Source organism: Pseudoalteromonas sp. NZS127_1 (assembly GCF_015864295.1).
Taxonomy (GTDB): Bacteria; Pseudomonadota; Gammaproteobacteria; order Enterobacterales; family Alteromonadaceae; genus Pseudoalteromonas; species Pseudoalteromonas arctica.
In genome coordinates, this window is sequence record NZ_JADYXO010000006.1 from 1 (window position 1) to 15,680 (window position 15,680).

17 protein-coding genes and 1 tRNA gene are annotated in these 15,680 nt (G+C 38.7%); 11 read left to right on the forward strand and 7 right to left on the reverse strand.

The annotated features are described in order from the left end of the window. Window positions 1–142: 142 nt before the first annotated feature. Window positions 143–946 carry an inositol-1-monophosphatase gene (gene suhB / locus I6F50_RS07295; RefSeq protein ID WP_002957826.1) on the reverse strand — a complete coding sequence of 268 codons (804 nt, stop codon included), beginning with the start codon at window positions 944–946 and terminating at the stop codon, window positions 143–145. 276 nt (window positions 947–1,222) lie between these two features. Here suhB and I6F50_RS07300 point away from each other — a divergent pair, with 276 nt between their 5' ends. Continuing rightward, a complete protein-coding gene (locus I6F50_RS07300) occupies window positions 1,223–1,639 on the forward strand; it encodes a VOC family protein (protein ID WP_197175831.1) in 417 nt (138 codons plus the stop codon). A 38-nt stretch (window positions 1,640–1,677) separates the two neighbouring features. Here I6F50_RS07300 and I6F50_RS07305 read toward each other — a convergent pair whose 3' ends face one another. Further along, entirely contained in the window at window positions 1,678–2,346 is a 669-nt protein-coding gene (locus I6F50_RS07305) for a LiaF domain-containing protein (RefSeq protein WP_197175833.1), read from the reverse strand. Window positions 2,347–2,674: 328 nt separating this feature from the next. On the opposite strand from I6F50_RS07305, the gene I6F50_RS07310 reads away from it, so the two are divergent. From I6F50_RS07310 to I6F50_RS07325, 4 genes are all read left to right on the forward strand, one after another. Then, window positions 2,675–3,241, forward strand: coding sequence for a BON domain-containing protein (locus I6F50_RS07310; protein WP_007586486.1), 567 nt, complete (start codon window positions 2,675–2,677; stop codon window positions 3,239–3,241). A 72-nt stretch (window positions 3,242–3,313) separates the two neighbouring features. Next, window positions 3,314–3,472: a YqaE/Pmp3 family membrane protein gene (locus I6F50_RS07315; protein WP_002957822.1), complete on the forward strand. Its 159-nt coding sequence runs from the start codon at window positions 3,314–3,316 to the stop codon at window positions 3,470–3,472. A gap of 378 nt (window positions 3,473–3,850) precedes the next feature. After that, window positions 3,851–4,348, forward strand: coding sequence for a hypothetical protein (locus I6F50_RS07320; RefSeq protein ID WP_197175835.1), 498 nt, complete (start codon window positions 3,851–3,853; stop codon window positions 4,346–4,348). 255 nt (window positions 4,349–4,603) lie between these two features. After that, window positions 4,604–4,680: transfer RNA gene (locus tag I6F50_RS07325), tRNA-Ile, on the forward strand. Window positions 4,681–4,999: 319 nt separating this feature from the next. On the opposite strand, the gene I6F50_RS07330 is transcribed toward I6F50_RS07325, so the two are convergent. Further along, on the reverse strand, window positions 5,000–5,329 hold the full coding sequence (locus tag I6F50_RS07330) for a 5-carboxymethyl-2-hydroxymuconate Delta-isomerase (RefSeq protein ID WP_002957818.1): 330 nt from the start codon (window positions 5,327–5,329) through the stop codon (window positions 5,000–5,002). 207 nt (window positions 5,330–5,536) lie between these two features. Here I6F50_RS07330 and I6F50_RS07335 point away from each other — a divergent pair, with 207 nt between their 5' ends. The 6 genes from I6F50_RS07335 (at window position 5,537) to I6F50_RS07360 (ending at window position 10,593) form a co-directional block, all read left to right on the forward strand. Then, window positions 5,537–6,022, forward strand: coding sequence for a CreA family protein (locus I6F50_RS07335; RefSeq protein ID WP_010553378.1), 486 nt, complete (start codon window positions 5,537–5,539; stop codon window positions 6,020–6,022). Window positions 6,023–6,051: 29 nt separating this feature from the next. Further along, window positions 6,052–6,825: a hypothetical protein gene (locus I6F50_RS07340; protein WP_165725125.1), complete on the forward strand. Its 774-nt coding sequence runs from the start codon at window positions 6,052–6,054 to the stop codon at window positions 6,823–6,825. An 11-nt stretch (window positions 6,826–6,836) separates the two neighbouring features. After that, window positions 6,837–7,475, forward strand: coding sequence for a LysE family translocator (locus I6F50_RS07345; protein WP_165727125.1), 639 nt, complete (start codon window positions 6,837–6,839; stop codon window positions 7,473–7,475). A gap of 26 nt (window positions 7,476–7,501) precedes the next feature. Then, window positions 7,502–7,996: a gamma-glutamylcyclotransferase family protein gene (locus tag I6F50_RS07350; protein WP_007586500.1), complete on the forward strand. Its 495-nt coding sequence runs from the start codon at window positions 7,502–7,504 to the stop codon at window positions 7,994–7,996. A 15-nt stretch (window positions 7,997–8,011) separates the two neighbouring features. Beyond that, window positions 8,012–9,553, forward strand: coding sequence for a serine hydrolase (locus I6F50_RS07355; RefSeq protein WP_197175837.1), 1,542 nt, complete (start codon window positions 8,012–8,014; stop codon window positions 9,551–9,553). A 122-nt stretch (window positions 9,554–9,675) separates the two neighbouring features. Further along, window positions 9,676–10,593, forward strand: a complete 918-nt coding sequence (locus tag I6F50_RS07360) for a histone deacetylase family protein (protein ID WP_166376403.1) — start codon at window positions 9,676–9,678, stop codon at window positions 10,591–10,593. 13 nt (window positions 10,594–10,606) lie between these two features. Here I6F50_RS07360 and I6F50_RS07365 read toward each other — a convergent pair whose 3' ends face one another. The 4 genes from I6F50_RS07365 to purD all read right to left on the reverse strand — a co-directional run bounded on the left by I6F50_RS07365 (window position 10,607) and on the right by purD (window position 15,675). Next, complete coding sequence (locus tag I6F50_RS07365) at window positions 10,607–10,900, reverse strand: hypothetical protein (RefSeq protein ID WP_197175838.1); 294 nt, start codon at window positions 10,898–10,900, stop codon at window positions 10,607–10,609. A 6-nt stretch (window positions 10,901–10,906) separates the two neighbouring features. Next, window positions 10,907–11,716, reverse strand: coding sequence for a DUF2797 domain-containing protein (locus I6F50_RS07370; protein WP_010553372.1), 810 nt, complete (start codon window positions 11,714–11,716; stop codon window positions 10,907–10,909). A 22-nt stretch (window positions 11,717–11,738) separates the two neighbouring features. Next, window positions 11,739–14,279 (reverse strand): EAL domain-containing protein, encoded by a 2,541-nt coding sequence (locus I6F50_RS07375; protein WP_197175841.1) that lies wholly within the window; start codon window positions 14,277–14,279, stop codon window positions 11,739–11,741. A 112-nt stretch (window positions 14,280–14,391) separates the two neighbouring features. Next, entirely contained in the window at window positions 14,392–15,675 is a 1,284-nt protein-coding gene (gene purD / locus I6F50_RS07380; protein WP_197175843.1) for a phosphoribosylamine--glycine ligase, read from the reverse strand. Window positions 15,676–15,680 lie beyond the last annotated feature (5 nt).

The following is a 15,680-nucleotide window of genomic DNA, read 5'->3' on the forward strand; positions in this document are numbered from 1 at the left end:
TTGTTCTATATTCACAAAAAAATCCGTAGTTAGTTTCCTAACTACGGATTTTGCATGATCGTTTGGATCGGTCAACCGGTCATTTTCTTAACTGATCGGCATTAGCCTGAGCTCCTTTTTAGCATGCTATTAATAGCAGCAATTAGCGAAGTAACGACTCAGTTAGTACTGGACGAATTTCGCGAATAATTGCTTGAGTCAATTTTGGTGAACCACAGATAATATTGCCGCTGTGGTTATAGTTATTACCACCAGCGAAATCTACAACCATACCGCCCGCTTCTTTAACCATAAGTTCGCCTGCAGCAGAGTTCCAAGGTTTTAAACCAATTTCAAAAAATCCATCAACACGGCCAGCTGCAACGTATGCCATATCTAAAGCAGAACAACCTGCACGGCGAATGTCTGCAGTGTGTACAAACAATGCTTTAAACGCTTCAGTGTATGCATCCATGTGGTTTTTGTTTTTGAAAGGGAAACCAGTAGCAAGTACAGTGCCTGCAAGAACCGTAGTTTTGCTAACACGTAGACGTTTGCTGTTTAACTGAGTGCCTTGACCGCGAGATGCAGTGAAAAGCTCACCACGAATTGGATCATAAATAACAGCTTGGTCTAAACGACCTTTAACTTTAAGTGCGATAGAAACCGCGTAATGAGGGATACCTTTGATGAAGTTAGTTGTTCCATCGATAGGATCTACAATCCATTGGTAATCATCATCCTTGCCTTTATGCTCACCTAATTCTTCACCAACAATAGAGTGAGTAGGGTAAGACTGTAAAATAGTGTCACGAATTACGGCTTCGGCTTCTTTATCAATGTTAGTTACTAAGTCGTTAGCGCCTTTTTGTTGCACTTCAACTTTTGATAAATCTTCACTTGCGCGAAGTAAAATTTTGCCTGCGTTGCGCGCAGCGCGAACCGCAATGTTTAACATTGGATGCATGGTATTACCTTTGGGTTGTAAAAGAACGTTTATATATTTCAGCCGGCATATTTTAGCGACTTTTGACATAAAGTAAACAATAAACCCCAAATACTTATGTTTGTTTTTTATACAAGATTGAAAAATGTCTATATTTTTTAAAAATAATAATGAGCAATTAATAAGTCATTATGTTCCTTTGTGTGTTAATTAAATTGAATTAATTTTAAATAACGCTTTACCTAAAGTTAGCTTGAGGTTTTATCGTGATCCTAACTTAATTGATAGGACAACATTATGTATTTAGAGCACGTAAACTTAGTCGCGAGTGATATAGATAGTATGCTTAAATTTTACCAAGCTGTATTTCCGCATTGGTCAATCAGAAGTGAGGGTAGAGGTGATTGGTACGGAAAACCAAGACGCTGGGTACACTTTGGAGATGACACGCATTACATTGCGATAAGCGACCATGGTGAAGGTGAAAACAGAAACCTATCGGGCCATCAAATTGGTTTTGCACACTTTGCTTATGTAACTAATAATTTAAGCGCAGTAGTAATGCGCTTAAATAAAGTGGGTTTTACAGTAAGCAAGCAAGGTAGCGAGAATCCTTTCAGAAAGAATGTCTACTTTATTGATCCCGCCGGGTTTGAAGTTGAGTTTGTAGAGTATTTAAGTGATATACCAAGCGAGCGAAATAACGATTTATAATAAAATACTAAGCAGCACGCTAAAGTGCTGCTACTCAATTATAGTGAGCGGTTATTATTACCCGTGCCAAACTGGGTTTTTAGCTCATTTGCAAAGCTCATAAATTTTTCTTTAATTGTGCGCTTTATTTTTACTTCAACCGATCCCATAACTGCCTTTCCTTCAATATGAATAGTAGGACCTTGGCGTTTGTTAAGCGACACTGATTTATTTTCAAGGCTACTTAAAATACAAAACATTTTAGACACTACATTTACATGCTCTGGTACGTAAATCTCATCGCTACCAAAAATACAGTTAACGTGAATAGTTACATTTTGATGCGCAAAAATGGCATCAGTAAAATCAAGTACCACCGATCCCATAAAGTTACTTAAATATATATTTTTTGGCACGACCCACTGACCGCTTCGTTCGTTAGAGCCTAAAATACTACGTAATGTAAAATCATCATCACTGTTTTGCTGTGCACTATAATGTGGTTTAAATTGCGATTGTTTTTCTGCTTTATATTGCTGATCGGTATTAAGTGTTAAGTCTTCTACTAAGGCTAAAAGAGCGTTGTTATTAGGTGCATCCATCGCGTTATCGAGTCGTCTCTCAAATGCATCAACAGAAATAACCCCATGACTGTAATTATAAATTAATTGATCAATCACTTGTTCGCGTACTTGCTCTATTGGGCGGTCTTCAACTTTTACAGACATGGGGCATTCCTTATTATATTTACTATTGATACTGCTCTTGATGTTTATATGCAAAGCACGCACCAAATATAATCACCTTAATTATCAGTAGGTTAATTTATAATGATGTTTTTTATTTTGTTATATTAACGATAGATTAACCAAAAATGCAATTATCTAGCTATTTTCACTATTTGAGAAAGTTTTACCGAGTAGCCTGTAAATAGTTACACAACTATAGATAATGCCTCACTCCAAAATAAACTCAACCTATTGAAATTTAAGTATAAATAAAGTTGGCCCAAAGCTCGCATTAGTTAAAGTGTCTTTAATCAAAAGGAGAAAGATTATGAAAACATTTAACAAGTCTATTATCGCAGCTCTAGTTCTTGGTACTACGGCTATGGGTGCCCAAGCAAACAGCTGGGAAAACGAAAGTAAAGATGCTTGGATTGATGGTAAGGCAGAAACAGTTCTACTTATGAACACTAATCTAAACAACTTTGACATTAACACTGATGTAAAAAATGGCAAAGTAGTACTTACAGGTAAAGTTAATAGCGAGCTTGATAAAGAGCTAGCAGAAGAACTTGTACTTAGCCTAGATGGTGTATCTGATGTTGATAACAGCCTTACTGTTGTTAAAAGCATGGATACCAAAGATAAAAGCAATGACATGATGGACGATGATGATAACGACCTAACGGACGCTAAAATCACCACTGTAATCACAACTCGCTTCCTGTTTGACTCAGAAGTTGGTGGTACAGACATCGATGTTGATACCGACAATGGTATTGTAACTCTGAACGGTTCAGTAGAGTCTGAAGCTGAAAAACAACTAGCAGTTAAAATTGCTAAAAATGCTGAAGATGTTCGTGACGTAGTTGATAAACTAGCTATTGTTGCTGAATAATACAGTATAGTTAAGGCCCACTAACACTGGGCTTTACGTCTTTTTAATGCTTAATTTAAATGGAGTTTAGTCATGGATATTATTCGTATAATACTTTCGGTTTTATTACCGCCATTAGGTGTGTTTTTGCAAGTTGGCTTAGGTATGCATTTTTGGTTAAATATTTTATTAACACTGCTAGGTTATTTCCCAGGGTTAATACATGCAATCTACATTATTGCGAAAAAATAATGACAGATTATATATTGTGTAAGCCGACTACTGAGGCCTAATGATACAAGTGCCCCAGTACCGTTCGGCTCACAATATTAGTTTTTAAAGTAAATATTTTTTATCAAAATCTAATTTTTAATTTACTCAAACTAAGTGATTTATTTCTTGTAACTCACTCCCAAAATACACTCAGCCAAACCATTGTTTACTTCAATTAAGCTTTCTAACTAACAGTAGTGTTCTGATTCTGTATTGATGCCATTTAGGAAATCTTTAATATTAGTTTGTTTATATATCTACAATACGCGATTAATTACTCTATTATTTAGTGACAATATTACCATCACTTCTAGTGTTATCATTACACCAAGCTTTTACGCATATTGAGGTAGCTAATTGAATATTCGACTTATACTGTCAGGCGTTGTGTCATTCGTTTTTTATTTTAGCTGGGCCTACTGGGCGAACAGTTCTGCAGATATTGCTAAATCGGTCACGCTTCAAGCTGCATTAGTACAAGGTTTGTATAGTGGATTTGTAACGCTGTTTTTTACTTTTATTTTAGAAAAGGTCGTCAACAAGTATAAGTCTAGTTATGTATCGCTTGCGTTCGTAACTCCAATTATTTGTATGTTTCATTCTAAAACACCACAAAACGTAGCAATACGACAAAGCTTCAATAATGCAATTAACTCTAGCGCCTCGTATTTAGGTAACAAAAAAATAGCAGGTGTACTTTTTGCGCCTATTATTCCGATTACTGTTCAATCGAGCTTAGTGATTATGGTGAATGTAATTAATCAGACACCTAATTTGACACTTACAGTAGCCCCAAGCATATTTTTTACAGCCTTGTATGCCTACACATATATGTTAGCTTTACTTAAAAAGTAGAGCGTTAAATACAAAAGACTACATGTGGGAGGAAGGTTTTTATAATTTAATGCAGAGAATATCGTGGGGAATATCTTGTATTTTATGCTTATACCCACCTAAAAGATTACTATTTAAGCAGTTAGCTTACTGATTGTTAAAATAAAGGTGTTTGGTAGTGACAAGCACCTAAAAAGTTTTTATACTGCAACCCGCTTTAGTCGCTCTGTGACTGAACGCTTCAAAAATTAACTGCCTAGCAGTTATATAAAAGTTGGCCCCTTAGCTCAGTTGGTTAGAGCACACGACTCATAATCGTTAGGTCCCCAGTTCGAGTCTGGGAGGGGCCACCACTTTTGCAAACTTTCCAAAAAATACCTACTCAAATTATTTAAAGCTACATGAACTTAATATCGTGTAATTTATGATTCTTTATTTACCTCTAATAATAAATATAATTTAAATAAAGTTAATCCATAGATTAAGCTAAGCTTTCTTAAATTTGAAAGAGTGCGAATGCACTATTAAATTCCAGCGTTAGATCGGACGCTATTCATGCTCTGTTTTGTAAATGACAATGAGCTGCACCTGATTTTAGAATACAAAAAAGCCCCTATTGGGGCTTTTTACTTACTAGTGTTTACTTCTATTGCTCAAAACTACAAGAGTTAACTAATTTTTACGGTATATCTCATGCTCAATATCGTAAATATTTACGCTTAAACTGTCTGATGCTCTGCAGTATGTTTTTAAGCATGAAAGTAGCAGTTCGCTTAACATTTGTTTTTGCTCAATTGAGCGTCCCGCTAAAATATGTACCGCGATATGTATAAACCCTGATTTTCCTGCGCCAAGTTGATATTGCTGATAAGCAATAGCGCGTGTTTTGATGGTTTCTAATTCAAATAAGTTACTTTCGAAAGCGGTAGTGTGAATTTTTTCTACCAGTACTTGTGGTAAAACAGGGAGGTCTTCTGAGTGTTCAATAATAATGTGCGGCATTTAGGCGTTTCCTATTATGAGTTACTGCATGAGCGAGAGTTAATTGTATCAAATACAACAGGGTTCGCTAAACCCTGAGCTATCTAAAATCTTTACTTTAAACTAATTTAGTCGTATTTATTTTTGATGTTAGTATAAAAACAAACAGGTGAACCTTCGCTTAGTAACGTAGGTGCCAAGTTACTTATATATTAATTAAGGATAAGTATGAAATTACCACAAAAATTTAAACGTTTAGCTTTACTTACAGGTGCAGTTGTTACATTAAGTGCTTGCTCTGACGATGTTGCATCGGTAAGTCTGGGGTTATTTACAACTAAGGATGTTGTGGTTAATTCGCAGCAAGATCCAATCCTTGAAGGCGTTACTTGTCATATTAGTCATATAGAGGCTAATTTGGACTTTTCTGATCCCTCTGATATGTCTATAGCATGTCGTCAAACGGGTCCTATTACAGCGCAGCAGCTACAAAAAATAGACCGCAGTAAATCAGGTGAAGTGATATTCAAATCATCTAAAAGTATATTATTTAAATCACTAAAAGTGCGCCGTATTTACGATGCTGAGAATCGTACTTTATTGTACTTATCGTATTCAACTAAAGAATCCAGTGGTAGCCACCACCATGCACTATCAACAGTGCCGCTATACAATACTCAAGCGTGGGATTGGGCACTTACACAAAAAAACTAAACTAGCACTAAAACTTATAAGAGCACCTTATGTTAGCTTTATTTAAATCGGCACCTTTATTGGAAGATCAAGAGCAGCAATGGCTTATTGATACATTTATTTGGGCTGTAGAAAATTTTGATGCAGAGTTTTTTACAAAGCACACTCAAATAATACTGCCAACGGCCACTTTTTTCCCTGATTCGGTATCGAGCATTGAGGAAATGGCGAGTAATGTTTTTACCCGGGTTACTAATTACGCGGGTATGAATGCATGGCCTATTCAATTAGTCGCACCTCAGCAGTTACAACCGCAAGTTTTTCCGCACTTTGAATTTAGTGATGGAATACGTGGCGAAGGCAGCCATCTAATTGTGCCGCCAAGCCATAAGGTCAGTATCTCTTTTAATCCTAATCAGATTAATCAGCCACAAGATTTAGTGGCAAGTTATGCGGGTACTCTGGCCACCATACTTATTCATCACGTTGGGGTGCTACCGCCAGGAGGTAGGGAGTATTTACCACAAGCTGCCGACGCACTTGCCTGTTTTTTAGGATTTGGTGTGATGATGAGCAACACGGTGTATCAGTTTAAAGGCGGTTGTGGCTCTTGTTATAATCCATACGCTAACCGTGAAGCTAAGTTAAGTGAAACACATACGGTATTTATGCATGCCCTGATTAGCTACTTTAAAAACGATAAAGTGTCTAAAAAGCATTTAAAGCCGCATTTACGTGGTCAGTTTAAAAAAGCGCAAAAAGAAATTAAAGCATTGGTAAATAACTCGGCTAACCCGCTGTTATTAGCTTATTCGCCAAACTAGCAAGGATCTGCGTGGAATACTTAGATGAATTTTTACTGATTGTTATTGCTCATTTTTTTGCAGTAGCAAGCCCAGGGCCCGACTTTGCCGTAGTACTTAAGCAAAGTGTGCAACAAGGAAGGCGCAATGCATTGTGGACAAGCGCCGGTGTTGGCGCTGCTATTTTACTGCACGTTGCCTATTGCGTTTTAGGTGTTGCGCTTATTTTAACGCAATCGCCTAGTTTATTTATGGCGCTTAAGTATCTTGCCGGTGCATATTTAGCTTATTTAGGCGTACAAGCACTCAGAGCTGCAAAACCTCCAGCAAGTAATGAAGGCGAGGCTGCAAAAGATGTTGAAAAAAAAACCGTCCAAGAAGAATCCGTTTGGCTTGCTTTTAGGCGCGGCTTTTTCACAAATGCATTAAACCCAAAAGCCACGTTATTTTTTATGTCATTATTTACACTCGTGATTAGCCCAACAACACCGACTAGCGTACAGGTCGGTTACGGTGTGTACATGGCATTGGCTACTTGGGCGTGGTTTTCAATGCTTTCAATAATACTTTCTAGAAATAATGTAAGGGGTTTTTTCCAACAACGCGGTTATTGGTTTGACCGTGGAATTGGCGTTATTTTAATTGCTCTTGCAGTACGTGTTGTTATTTAACTTATTTAAAAAGTACAGGAGATAAAATGCCGTTATATAATTTTTCGTTTGGCTCCAATATGTCATCTAATCGTTTGTTAGCGCGCTTACCTAATGTAAAGCGTGTAGGAACAGCGGTACTTAAAGGTTACGAGCTAACTTTTGATATGCTATTTAAAGATGGCTCTGGCAAATGCAGTATTTGCCCAAGCGATAAAGAAGGCGCGCTGGTTTACGGCGTTATTTATGAGCTTAATGAAGATGAAAAAGTTATTTTAGATGGTATTGAGGGCGTAGGTTACGACTGCGTAGATATAGCCCCAACGCTTCTAACGGGTGAGACTGTAACTGCACATTGTTATATAGCTAATACCCATGACAGCGATGTACTCCCATACGATTGGTACATAAAACACGTTCATCGCGGATCACTTGAAGCGGGCGTACCAAAAGAATACAGTGATGCGATATTAAATCGCGCACAAAAAAGCGATACCAATCAAGAGCGCGCAGCAATTGAATTTGCAGTTCATCAAAAATAATAAAATAGGATTGATATGAAATTAACCAAACTTGCCGCAATTGCACTACTAGCAGGCACTTCGTTTAGTAGCTGGGCACAAGTTGATACCAACAAAATTGACGACGTTATTAAAGCGTCAATGGCGCGTTTTGACGTACCCGGTATGGCAGTCGCCATTGTTGAAAACGATAAAGTAATATTTGCTAAAGGCTTTGGTGTAACTAATCTCGATACCAACAAAAAAGTAAACAAAGACACCTTGTTTGGTATTGCTTCAAACACGAAAGCGTTTACAACAGCAGCGCTTGCCAAGTTAGTTGATGAGGGGAAGTTAAGCTGGGATGACCGCGTAATTGATCATTTACCAGAGTTTAAATTATACGACTCATACGTAACACGCGAAATGCGTATTCGTGATTTATTAAGTCACCGCAGTGGGCTAGGGCTTGGGCAAGGCGATTTAATGATTTGGCCAAGTACCGACAAGTCAGTTGATGAAATTTTAGCGGGATTACAGTATTTAAAACCAGCGAGCAGTTTTCGTAGTAAATACGCTTATAACAACTTGATGTTTGTTACCGCTGGTGAGGTGGTTGCACGTGTGTCGGGTATCAGCTGGAACGATTACATCGAAAAAAATATATTACAGCCGCTGCACATGGATAACTCACGCGCGGGATTTTCACGTATTCCAAAAAGTAATAAAAACTGGGCGACAGGTCATATTCCTATGGATGGCACGCTTCATCCATTTTTTGTGAATTACTTAGAAGATTTTAGAGGTGCAGGTGCCATTGCTTCAAGTGTAAGCGATATGAGCCAATGGCTTCGTACGCAATTAGCAGGCGGTAAAATGCCAAGTGGCGAGCAGCTGTTTAGCGAAAAGCAACAAGCGCAAATGTGGCACCCACATATTACGTCTATGGCGTCTAAAAGTGCGTTTGAATCGTATCATCAGCAGTTTAGGGGTTATGGGTTAGGTTGGAGTATTGAAGACTACCACGGCTTTAAAAAGCTAGGTCATGGCGGTGGTATTTTAGGGATGGTATCGCAAGTTACTTTATTGCCTGAGAAAAAACTCGGTATTGTTATTTTATCTAATCAACAAGCTTTCGGTGCACTTTCGGCAGTAACCCATGAAGTACTTGAAGATGCACTTGAGCTCGAAGATAAAGACTGGGTAGAGGATTTAGCTAAAAGTCATTTTGAAGGTAAACAACAGGCGTACGCTAATGCAAAACCAGAAGCCCCCGCTGACTACCAACCACAATTACCAAACATTAATTACACCGGTACATTACATGATGATTGGTATGGCGATGTAATTATTGAGCAGCTTGATAGTAAATTGCATATTGATTTTACGCATACTAAGCGCTTAAAAGGCACACTTGAGCATTACACTGGTAATACATTTATAGTTAAGTGGGATGAAAAGCTGCTTGAAGCGGATGCGTTTATTCGTTTTGAAATGAGCTCACAAAACCGTGTAAACAGCGCTAAAATGCGTGCAGTATCAACACAAATTACCGACTTTAGCTTTGATTTTAGAAACCTACATTTAAAAGCAAAATAGCTAATAACATTGATATTCAAGGTATCGATATTTAAAGTATCGATATACACCAAAGTCGCAAAGCCACCCGTCGGTGGCTTTGTTATATTAAGCATTCAATTTACTTTGGCTAGGAGCATTTTATGCGTACTGCAGTTATTTCACACCCTCATTGCCGTAAACATAAAATGATAGACGACCATCCTGAGTGCCCAGAGCGCTTAGATGCAATTACCGACAGGTTATTAGCCAGCGGTGTAGATGTTGGCTTAACACACCTGCAGGCACCTAAGGCCGAGCGTGAGCATTATTTACTTGCTCACGATGAGGCTTTAGTTAAACACGTAGAAACTACACTACCAACCGAAGGACTCGCTAATTTAGATGGCGATACGTGGTTGTGCCCCGATTCGTTTAAAGCGATTGAGCGGGCAGTAGGTGCCGGATTGTTAGCTGTTGACGAAATACTTGCTGATAAACTCGATGCTGCTTTTTGTTCTGTGCGCCCGCCAGGGCATCATGCTAATAAAGATTCATCATCTGGGTTTTGTGTGTTTAATAACTTAGCTATTGCCGTTAAGTACGCTCAAAGCAAAGGGGTTAAGCGCATTGCGATTGCTGACTTTGATGTACACCATGGGAATGGCACACAAGACATTTTTATTGATGACGAAAACGTACTGCTTTGTTCGTTATTTCAGTATCCGTTTTACCCAAATACAGCGGTTAAAAATAATAGTCATATAGTTAATTCACCTCTGCCAATTGCTAGTAATGGCGACGACCTAAAAGAGGTGTTTACTGGGCAATGGTTACCAAAATTAAAAGCGTTTAAGCCTGAATTACTTTTTATAAGCGCAGGGTTTGATGCACACCTAGAAGATGATATGGCGAGCTTAAAGTTTGTAGAGGATGACTACATTTGGCTTACCGAGCAACTATGTGGTGTTGCTAAAGAGGGCGGCTGCAAAGGTGTTATTTCGTACTTAGAAGGTGGCTATGCGCTATCAGCTTTAGGTCGCAGTGCTGTAGCGCATATAAAAGTGCTTACTGAGGTTTAAATAAAGAGAGTGTTTATAGCCCTAATAAATCAAACGCCTGCGCTGTGCTTAGGGTTTTGATTTTACCAAGGCAGCATTGTCCTTCATTTAATAAGTAAGCTGTAACAAGCTGTGCTAGCTGCTCGCCATTCAATTCAGGGCAAACAGTGCCTTGTAAATTAAGGAAGTCACCTTGCTTATTAAGTACTCGCACATCGCTTAGTTCACTTTGCATAACGCTGTGTAAGCACTCTTGTTGCTCTTGTTGGTTATGGGCTATCTCAAGCTCATTATAAATAACCAATAACTGTGGATAGCTGTTTAACATAGCCCGTTAGCCTACGGTTACTTCATAAGACGTAAATTTACGAATATTAATAACGCCTTTTTCAAAAATTAAGTACTGGCCTTTAATACCTTGTAAAACACCACTTACAACAGGGTCTTTATCAAAGTTAAATGAGCTGATTTTTGTTGGGTATTCGGTTACTGGAAAGTTTAAATCAACTACATCTTCATCAAGTTGTTCTATTGCTGTTGCGCCAAATAATTCACTGAGCTCGTTTAGCTTTTCACTAATTTGTGGGATCAGCTCGGCTGCAGCTGCTTTTAAGTCAATTGCTTCGTTTTGACCTTTTAGCATATTGCGCCAATTCGTTTTATCGGCAATAAATTCAGCCAATGCAACTTCCACTAAACCTGATTGCAGGCGAGTTTGCACTTTAAAAATAGGTAATGCCTGAGTCGCGCCTTGATCAACCCAACGAGTCGGTATTTGTGTGTGGCGGGTAATACCTACTTTTAACCCAGAGGTGTTAGCGAGATATACATAGTGTGGGATCATGCAGTTTTCTTCGCCCCACTGTGGCTCTCGGCAAGTGCCTTGATCGTAGTGGCAGGTTTCTGGTTTCATAATACACATATCGCAACTAGCGAGCTTGCGCATGCATACAAAACAGTGACCTTGAGAATAGCTTTTTTTGGTTTTTTTACCGCAGTTAGAACATAAAATAGTGCCACTAAAGGTAAGCGTAAGCTCCTTACCTATAAATGCATTTAAGTCTACTAGGTGTTCACCTACAGGTAAGTGATATTGTACTGGTTCGGTTAAGCTCGATTTTAATTTACGCAGTGTGCCTTGCATCTTTACTTGGCCCCTAAAGATGTTAAAAAGAGGAGTCTAACATTTTTAAGCTATATTGGCTTTTTAAGAAGTGTAAATAGTCGGTGTAAGGCAGTGCTTTTGCGTATAAATAACCTTGGGCGTAGTCAGCGTTCATATCTTTGAGTAAGTGATGGATTTCCTGGGTTTCTACCCCCTCAATTGTTATTGATAAATTGAGGTTATGCGCCATATCAATGGCTGTTTGTACAATAACCTGGTGAGTAGGGTTATTAGGTAAATCAAAAACAAATGACTTATCTATTTTAAGTTCACTAAAGTGATAATTGACTAAGTAGCTAAGTGACGCATAGCCTGTCCCAAAGTCATCCAGTACTACTTTAATACCTAATGCGGTTAGCTCATCAACTAACTTTATAAGTGCATCTTGGCTATCTACGAAGGCCGATTCGGTTAGTTCAAATTTAAGTAACTGTGCCGGCACTTGGTATTTAATTAAAATATTTTCTACTTTTTCGGCTAAATTATTTATAGTTAAGTTTTTAGCGCTTAAATTTACGCTAATTGTGTGCTCGTTATAGCCATTTTTTGTAAGCTTGACTATGTCTTTACAGGCTTGCTCTATTACCCACAGTGTTAGCTCGTTAATAATACCTGTGTGCTCAGCAAGTATTATTAGTTCTTCAATTGATAAGTTGCTGTAAGTTGGGTCGGGCCAACGTAATAAAGCTTCAGCACCACTTACGTGGTTACTTAATAAGTTTATTTGAGGTTGGTAATAAAGTGCCAGTTGATTTGTTTTGATGGCTTGTTGCAGCTTAGCGGCTAGAGCAACGTCCATCATTAGATTATTACCGTTTGACGATGACCCAACTTGATTAACGCTACCTTTTGCTTTTTTAAGCGCTAAATAACCACGCTTTAACCAATATTCAAAGTCGTTACTCTTACCTGCACTACTAATACCTATACTGTAACTAAGCTGCAGGTTTAGCCCTTTAATTTCATATTGTTTTGGTAGGCTGCTAATTATTTTAGTCAGTAGTGCTTCTAGCATTTCTTGGTTTTGTGTTTTAGTAGAAATACAGGCAAATACGCCACTGCTTAAATCGGCTAAGCGTGGGCTGGTGTTTAAATCTGTCTCGAGGTTTGTAAATTCGCGTTCATGGCTGAGTTCTAATTCAAGCTCTTTGGCTACATGCTTTATAAGTGTGTAGCCCTGAGAAGAGGTAATAATTGTATTGAGCGAATTAAAGTGACGTATTTTTATTAAACATAAAGTTGTTGAGCGGTTTTGGCTTTGTAGCGCCATAAATGCTTGTTTTAGCTTGGAGCTATTAAGTAACTTTGTTTGTTGTGTGTGCGTGGCATGGTAAAGCGCACGTTCGCGCTGATACCTTACTCGGTCAGCTAACGCCATTGCCATTAAAATAACTTCGCACAAAATAGCCATTAAAAAGGCATGGCGCGAGGTAAAGCTATAAGCCAAAAAGCCAGTGAGCTCCATAGGCTGTATTACCGCACCAAATATCAGCGGTATCCACGAAAGTACATAAAACTTAGCCCACCTAAAGCCGCTACGTAGCTTGTTATAAATTAAAATAATACAAACAACGTATAAAAGTGCCATTACACAAAAAAACAACGGGGCTGCAATGTACTCAGGAATAAATAGACTAGCTATAGCCATTACTGACATAAACAAAAGCAGTTTTACGCTCATTTTGTATCGCCAGCAATTGTCCTTGTGATAGCGTAAAAACATAGTACAAAAGGCGAGAGTGAAAAATGATATTGCGTAGTTAAAAAATATGACTTTTTCGTGAATATATAACTGCCATTGCACTGGCCATAAATAAAATCCAAAACCAAGCACTGCACCCAATAAGGTTAACGCACTAATGATATAGCCAATATAAATTAAATAAACACGGTCTTTTATGCCAAAATAAAGCACCAAGTTATAAAGCGCAGCCATCAATAGCACGCCTACAAAAATACCCCAGATCCCAGTTTGAGAGCGCACTAAGTCAATAAACTCTTTATCACGATATAAGTTTACAGGTGTTTTACTTATGCCGACTGTGTCTATTTTCATTACTAGGCGCTGTGACGATTTTCTTTCTACTAAAAAACGAATATGCGGTACGCTGTATTCAAACAAAGAGAGGGCTTCTTCTTTATCGCCGAGTTTGTATGTTTCAATTAGTTTGTTGTTTTTATCGAGGCGATACACCGTAAGGTGATCGACCATAGGGTTGTCAAAATGTGCCACAACATTTTGCTTGTTAAGGCTTTTATTTTCTAAATCAAGAAACAACCAATAGTTTTGCTGGCTAAAACTCCATGGAACACCTGAAAATGGTTGATGAGTAAGTAATTCAGGTTGGTTAATGATGGTATCGAATGTTTTAGTTTTGGTTTCGTCAATATAGTAGGCGTAATCGAGGTACATTGGAGCCGTTTTATCAATTGTATATCGTGTAGGCACGACAAGGTTTGATGCCAATGTACTGATTATAAAAAATATAAATATCAGTATGGCAACAGCAATTGCATGGTAACGTAAAGTTCTTAGTTCCAACGTTAATTTACTTTTAAAAAACCTTTTAATTAGTGTAGCACTAAAAAAGCGCAGATAAACTGCGCTTTTGTAGTTAAATTAACTGGTTATACCAATGAATAGGTATTACAGGCTATTGCTCGCGTGCAATAGCACGGTAAGCTATATCAGTACGATATTCCATACCATCCCAGCTAATATGTTTAACAAGCTCATAGGCGCGCTGCTGCGCTTCTGTAACAGTGTTACCAAGTGCTGTTGCGCATAATACGCGACCGCCTGCGGTTACAACGTCATTGCCACTTTGCTTAGTACCCGCATGAAACACTTTTTCACCCGCAGGGTAATCAACTTTTAGCCCCGAAATTGCATCACCTTTAGGGTAATCACCAGGGTAACCTTTAGCTGCAAGTACAACACCAACGGCTGCGCGTGGGTCAAACTTAATCGTTGTTTTATCAAGTTCTACACGGTTAGCAGCTTCAATCAATTCAACTAAGTCTGATTGTAAACGTAGCATCATTGGTTGAGTTTCAGGGTCGCCAAAGCGACAGTTGTACTCAATTACTTTAGGGGTACCTGTTTCGTCAATCATCAAACCTGCGTATAAAAAGCCGGTGTACGGATGGCCTTCGCTTGCCATGCCTTCTACCGTAGGGTAGATCACTTCGTTCATAATACGCTGGTGGATTTCATCCGTAACAACTGGCGCAGGTGAGTATGCACCCATGCCACCCGTGTTAGGACCGGCATCGCCATTGTAAGCGCGTTTATGGTCTTGACTGGTAGCAAATGGTAATACGTTTTTGCCATCAACCATTACAATGAAAGACGCTTCTTCACCCTCTAAAAATTCTTCAATAACAACACGACTTCCCGCATCGCCAAAAGCATTACCCGCAAGCATATCGCGAATAGCATCTTCGGCATCGGCTTCCGTCATTGCTACAATTACGCCTTTACCTGCAGCTAAACCATCTGCTTTTACAACAATTGGCGCGCCTTTTTCTTTTAAATAAGCTAGGGCTGGGTCAATTTGTTCAAACGTTTGATAATCGCCTGATGGGATATTGTGGCGCGCTAAAAAATCTTTAGTAAACGATTTAGAGCCTTCAAGCTGGGCTGCGCCTGCCGTTGGGCCAAAAATAGCCATGTTATGTTCACGAAACTTATCAACAACACCCAGTACTAACGGTATTTCTGGACCTACAATAGTAAGCTCTACCTTGTTTTGCTGTGCAAAACTAAGTAAACCCTCTAAGTCGTCAACGTTTATTGCTACGTTTTCAAGTTTTGGTTCAAGTGCAGTACCTGCATTACCAGGGGCTACAAATACAGTATTTACTTTGGTGTTTTGAGCGGCTTTAAACGCAAGTGCGTGTTCGCGGCCGCCGCTGCCAATGACTAAAACATTCATGGCGA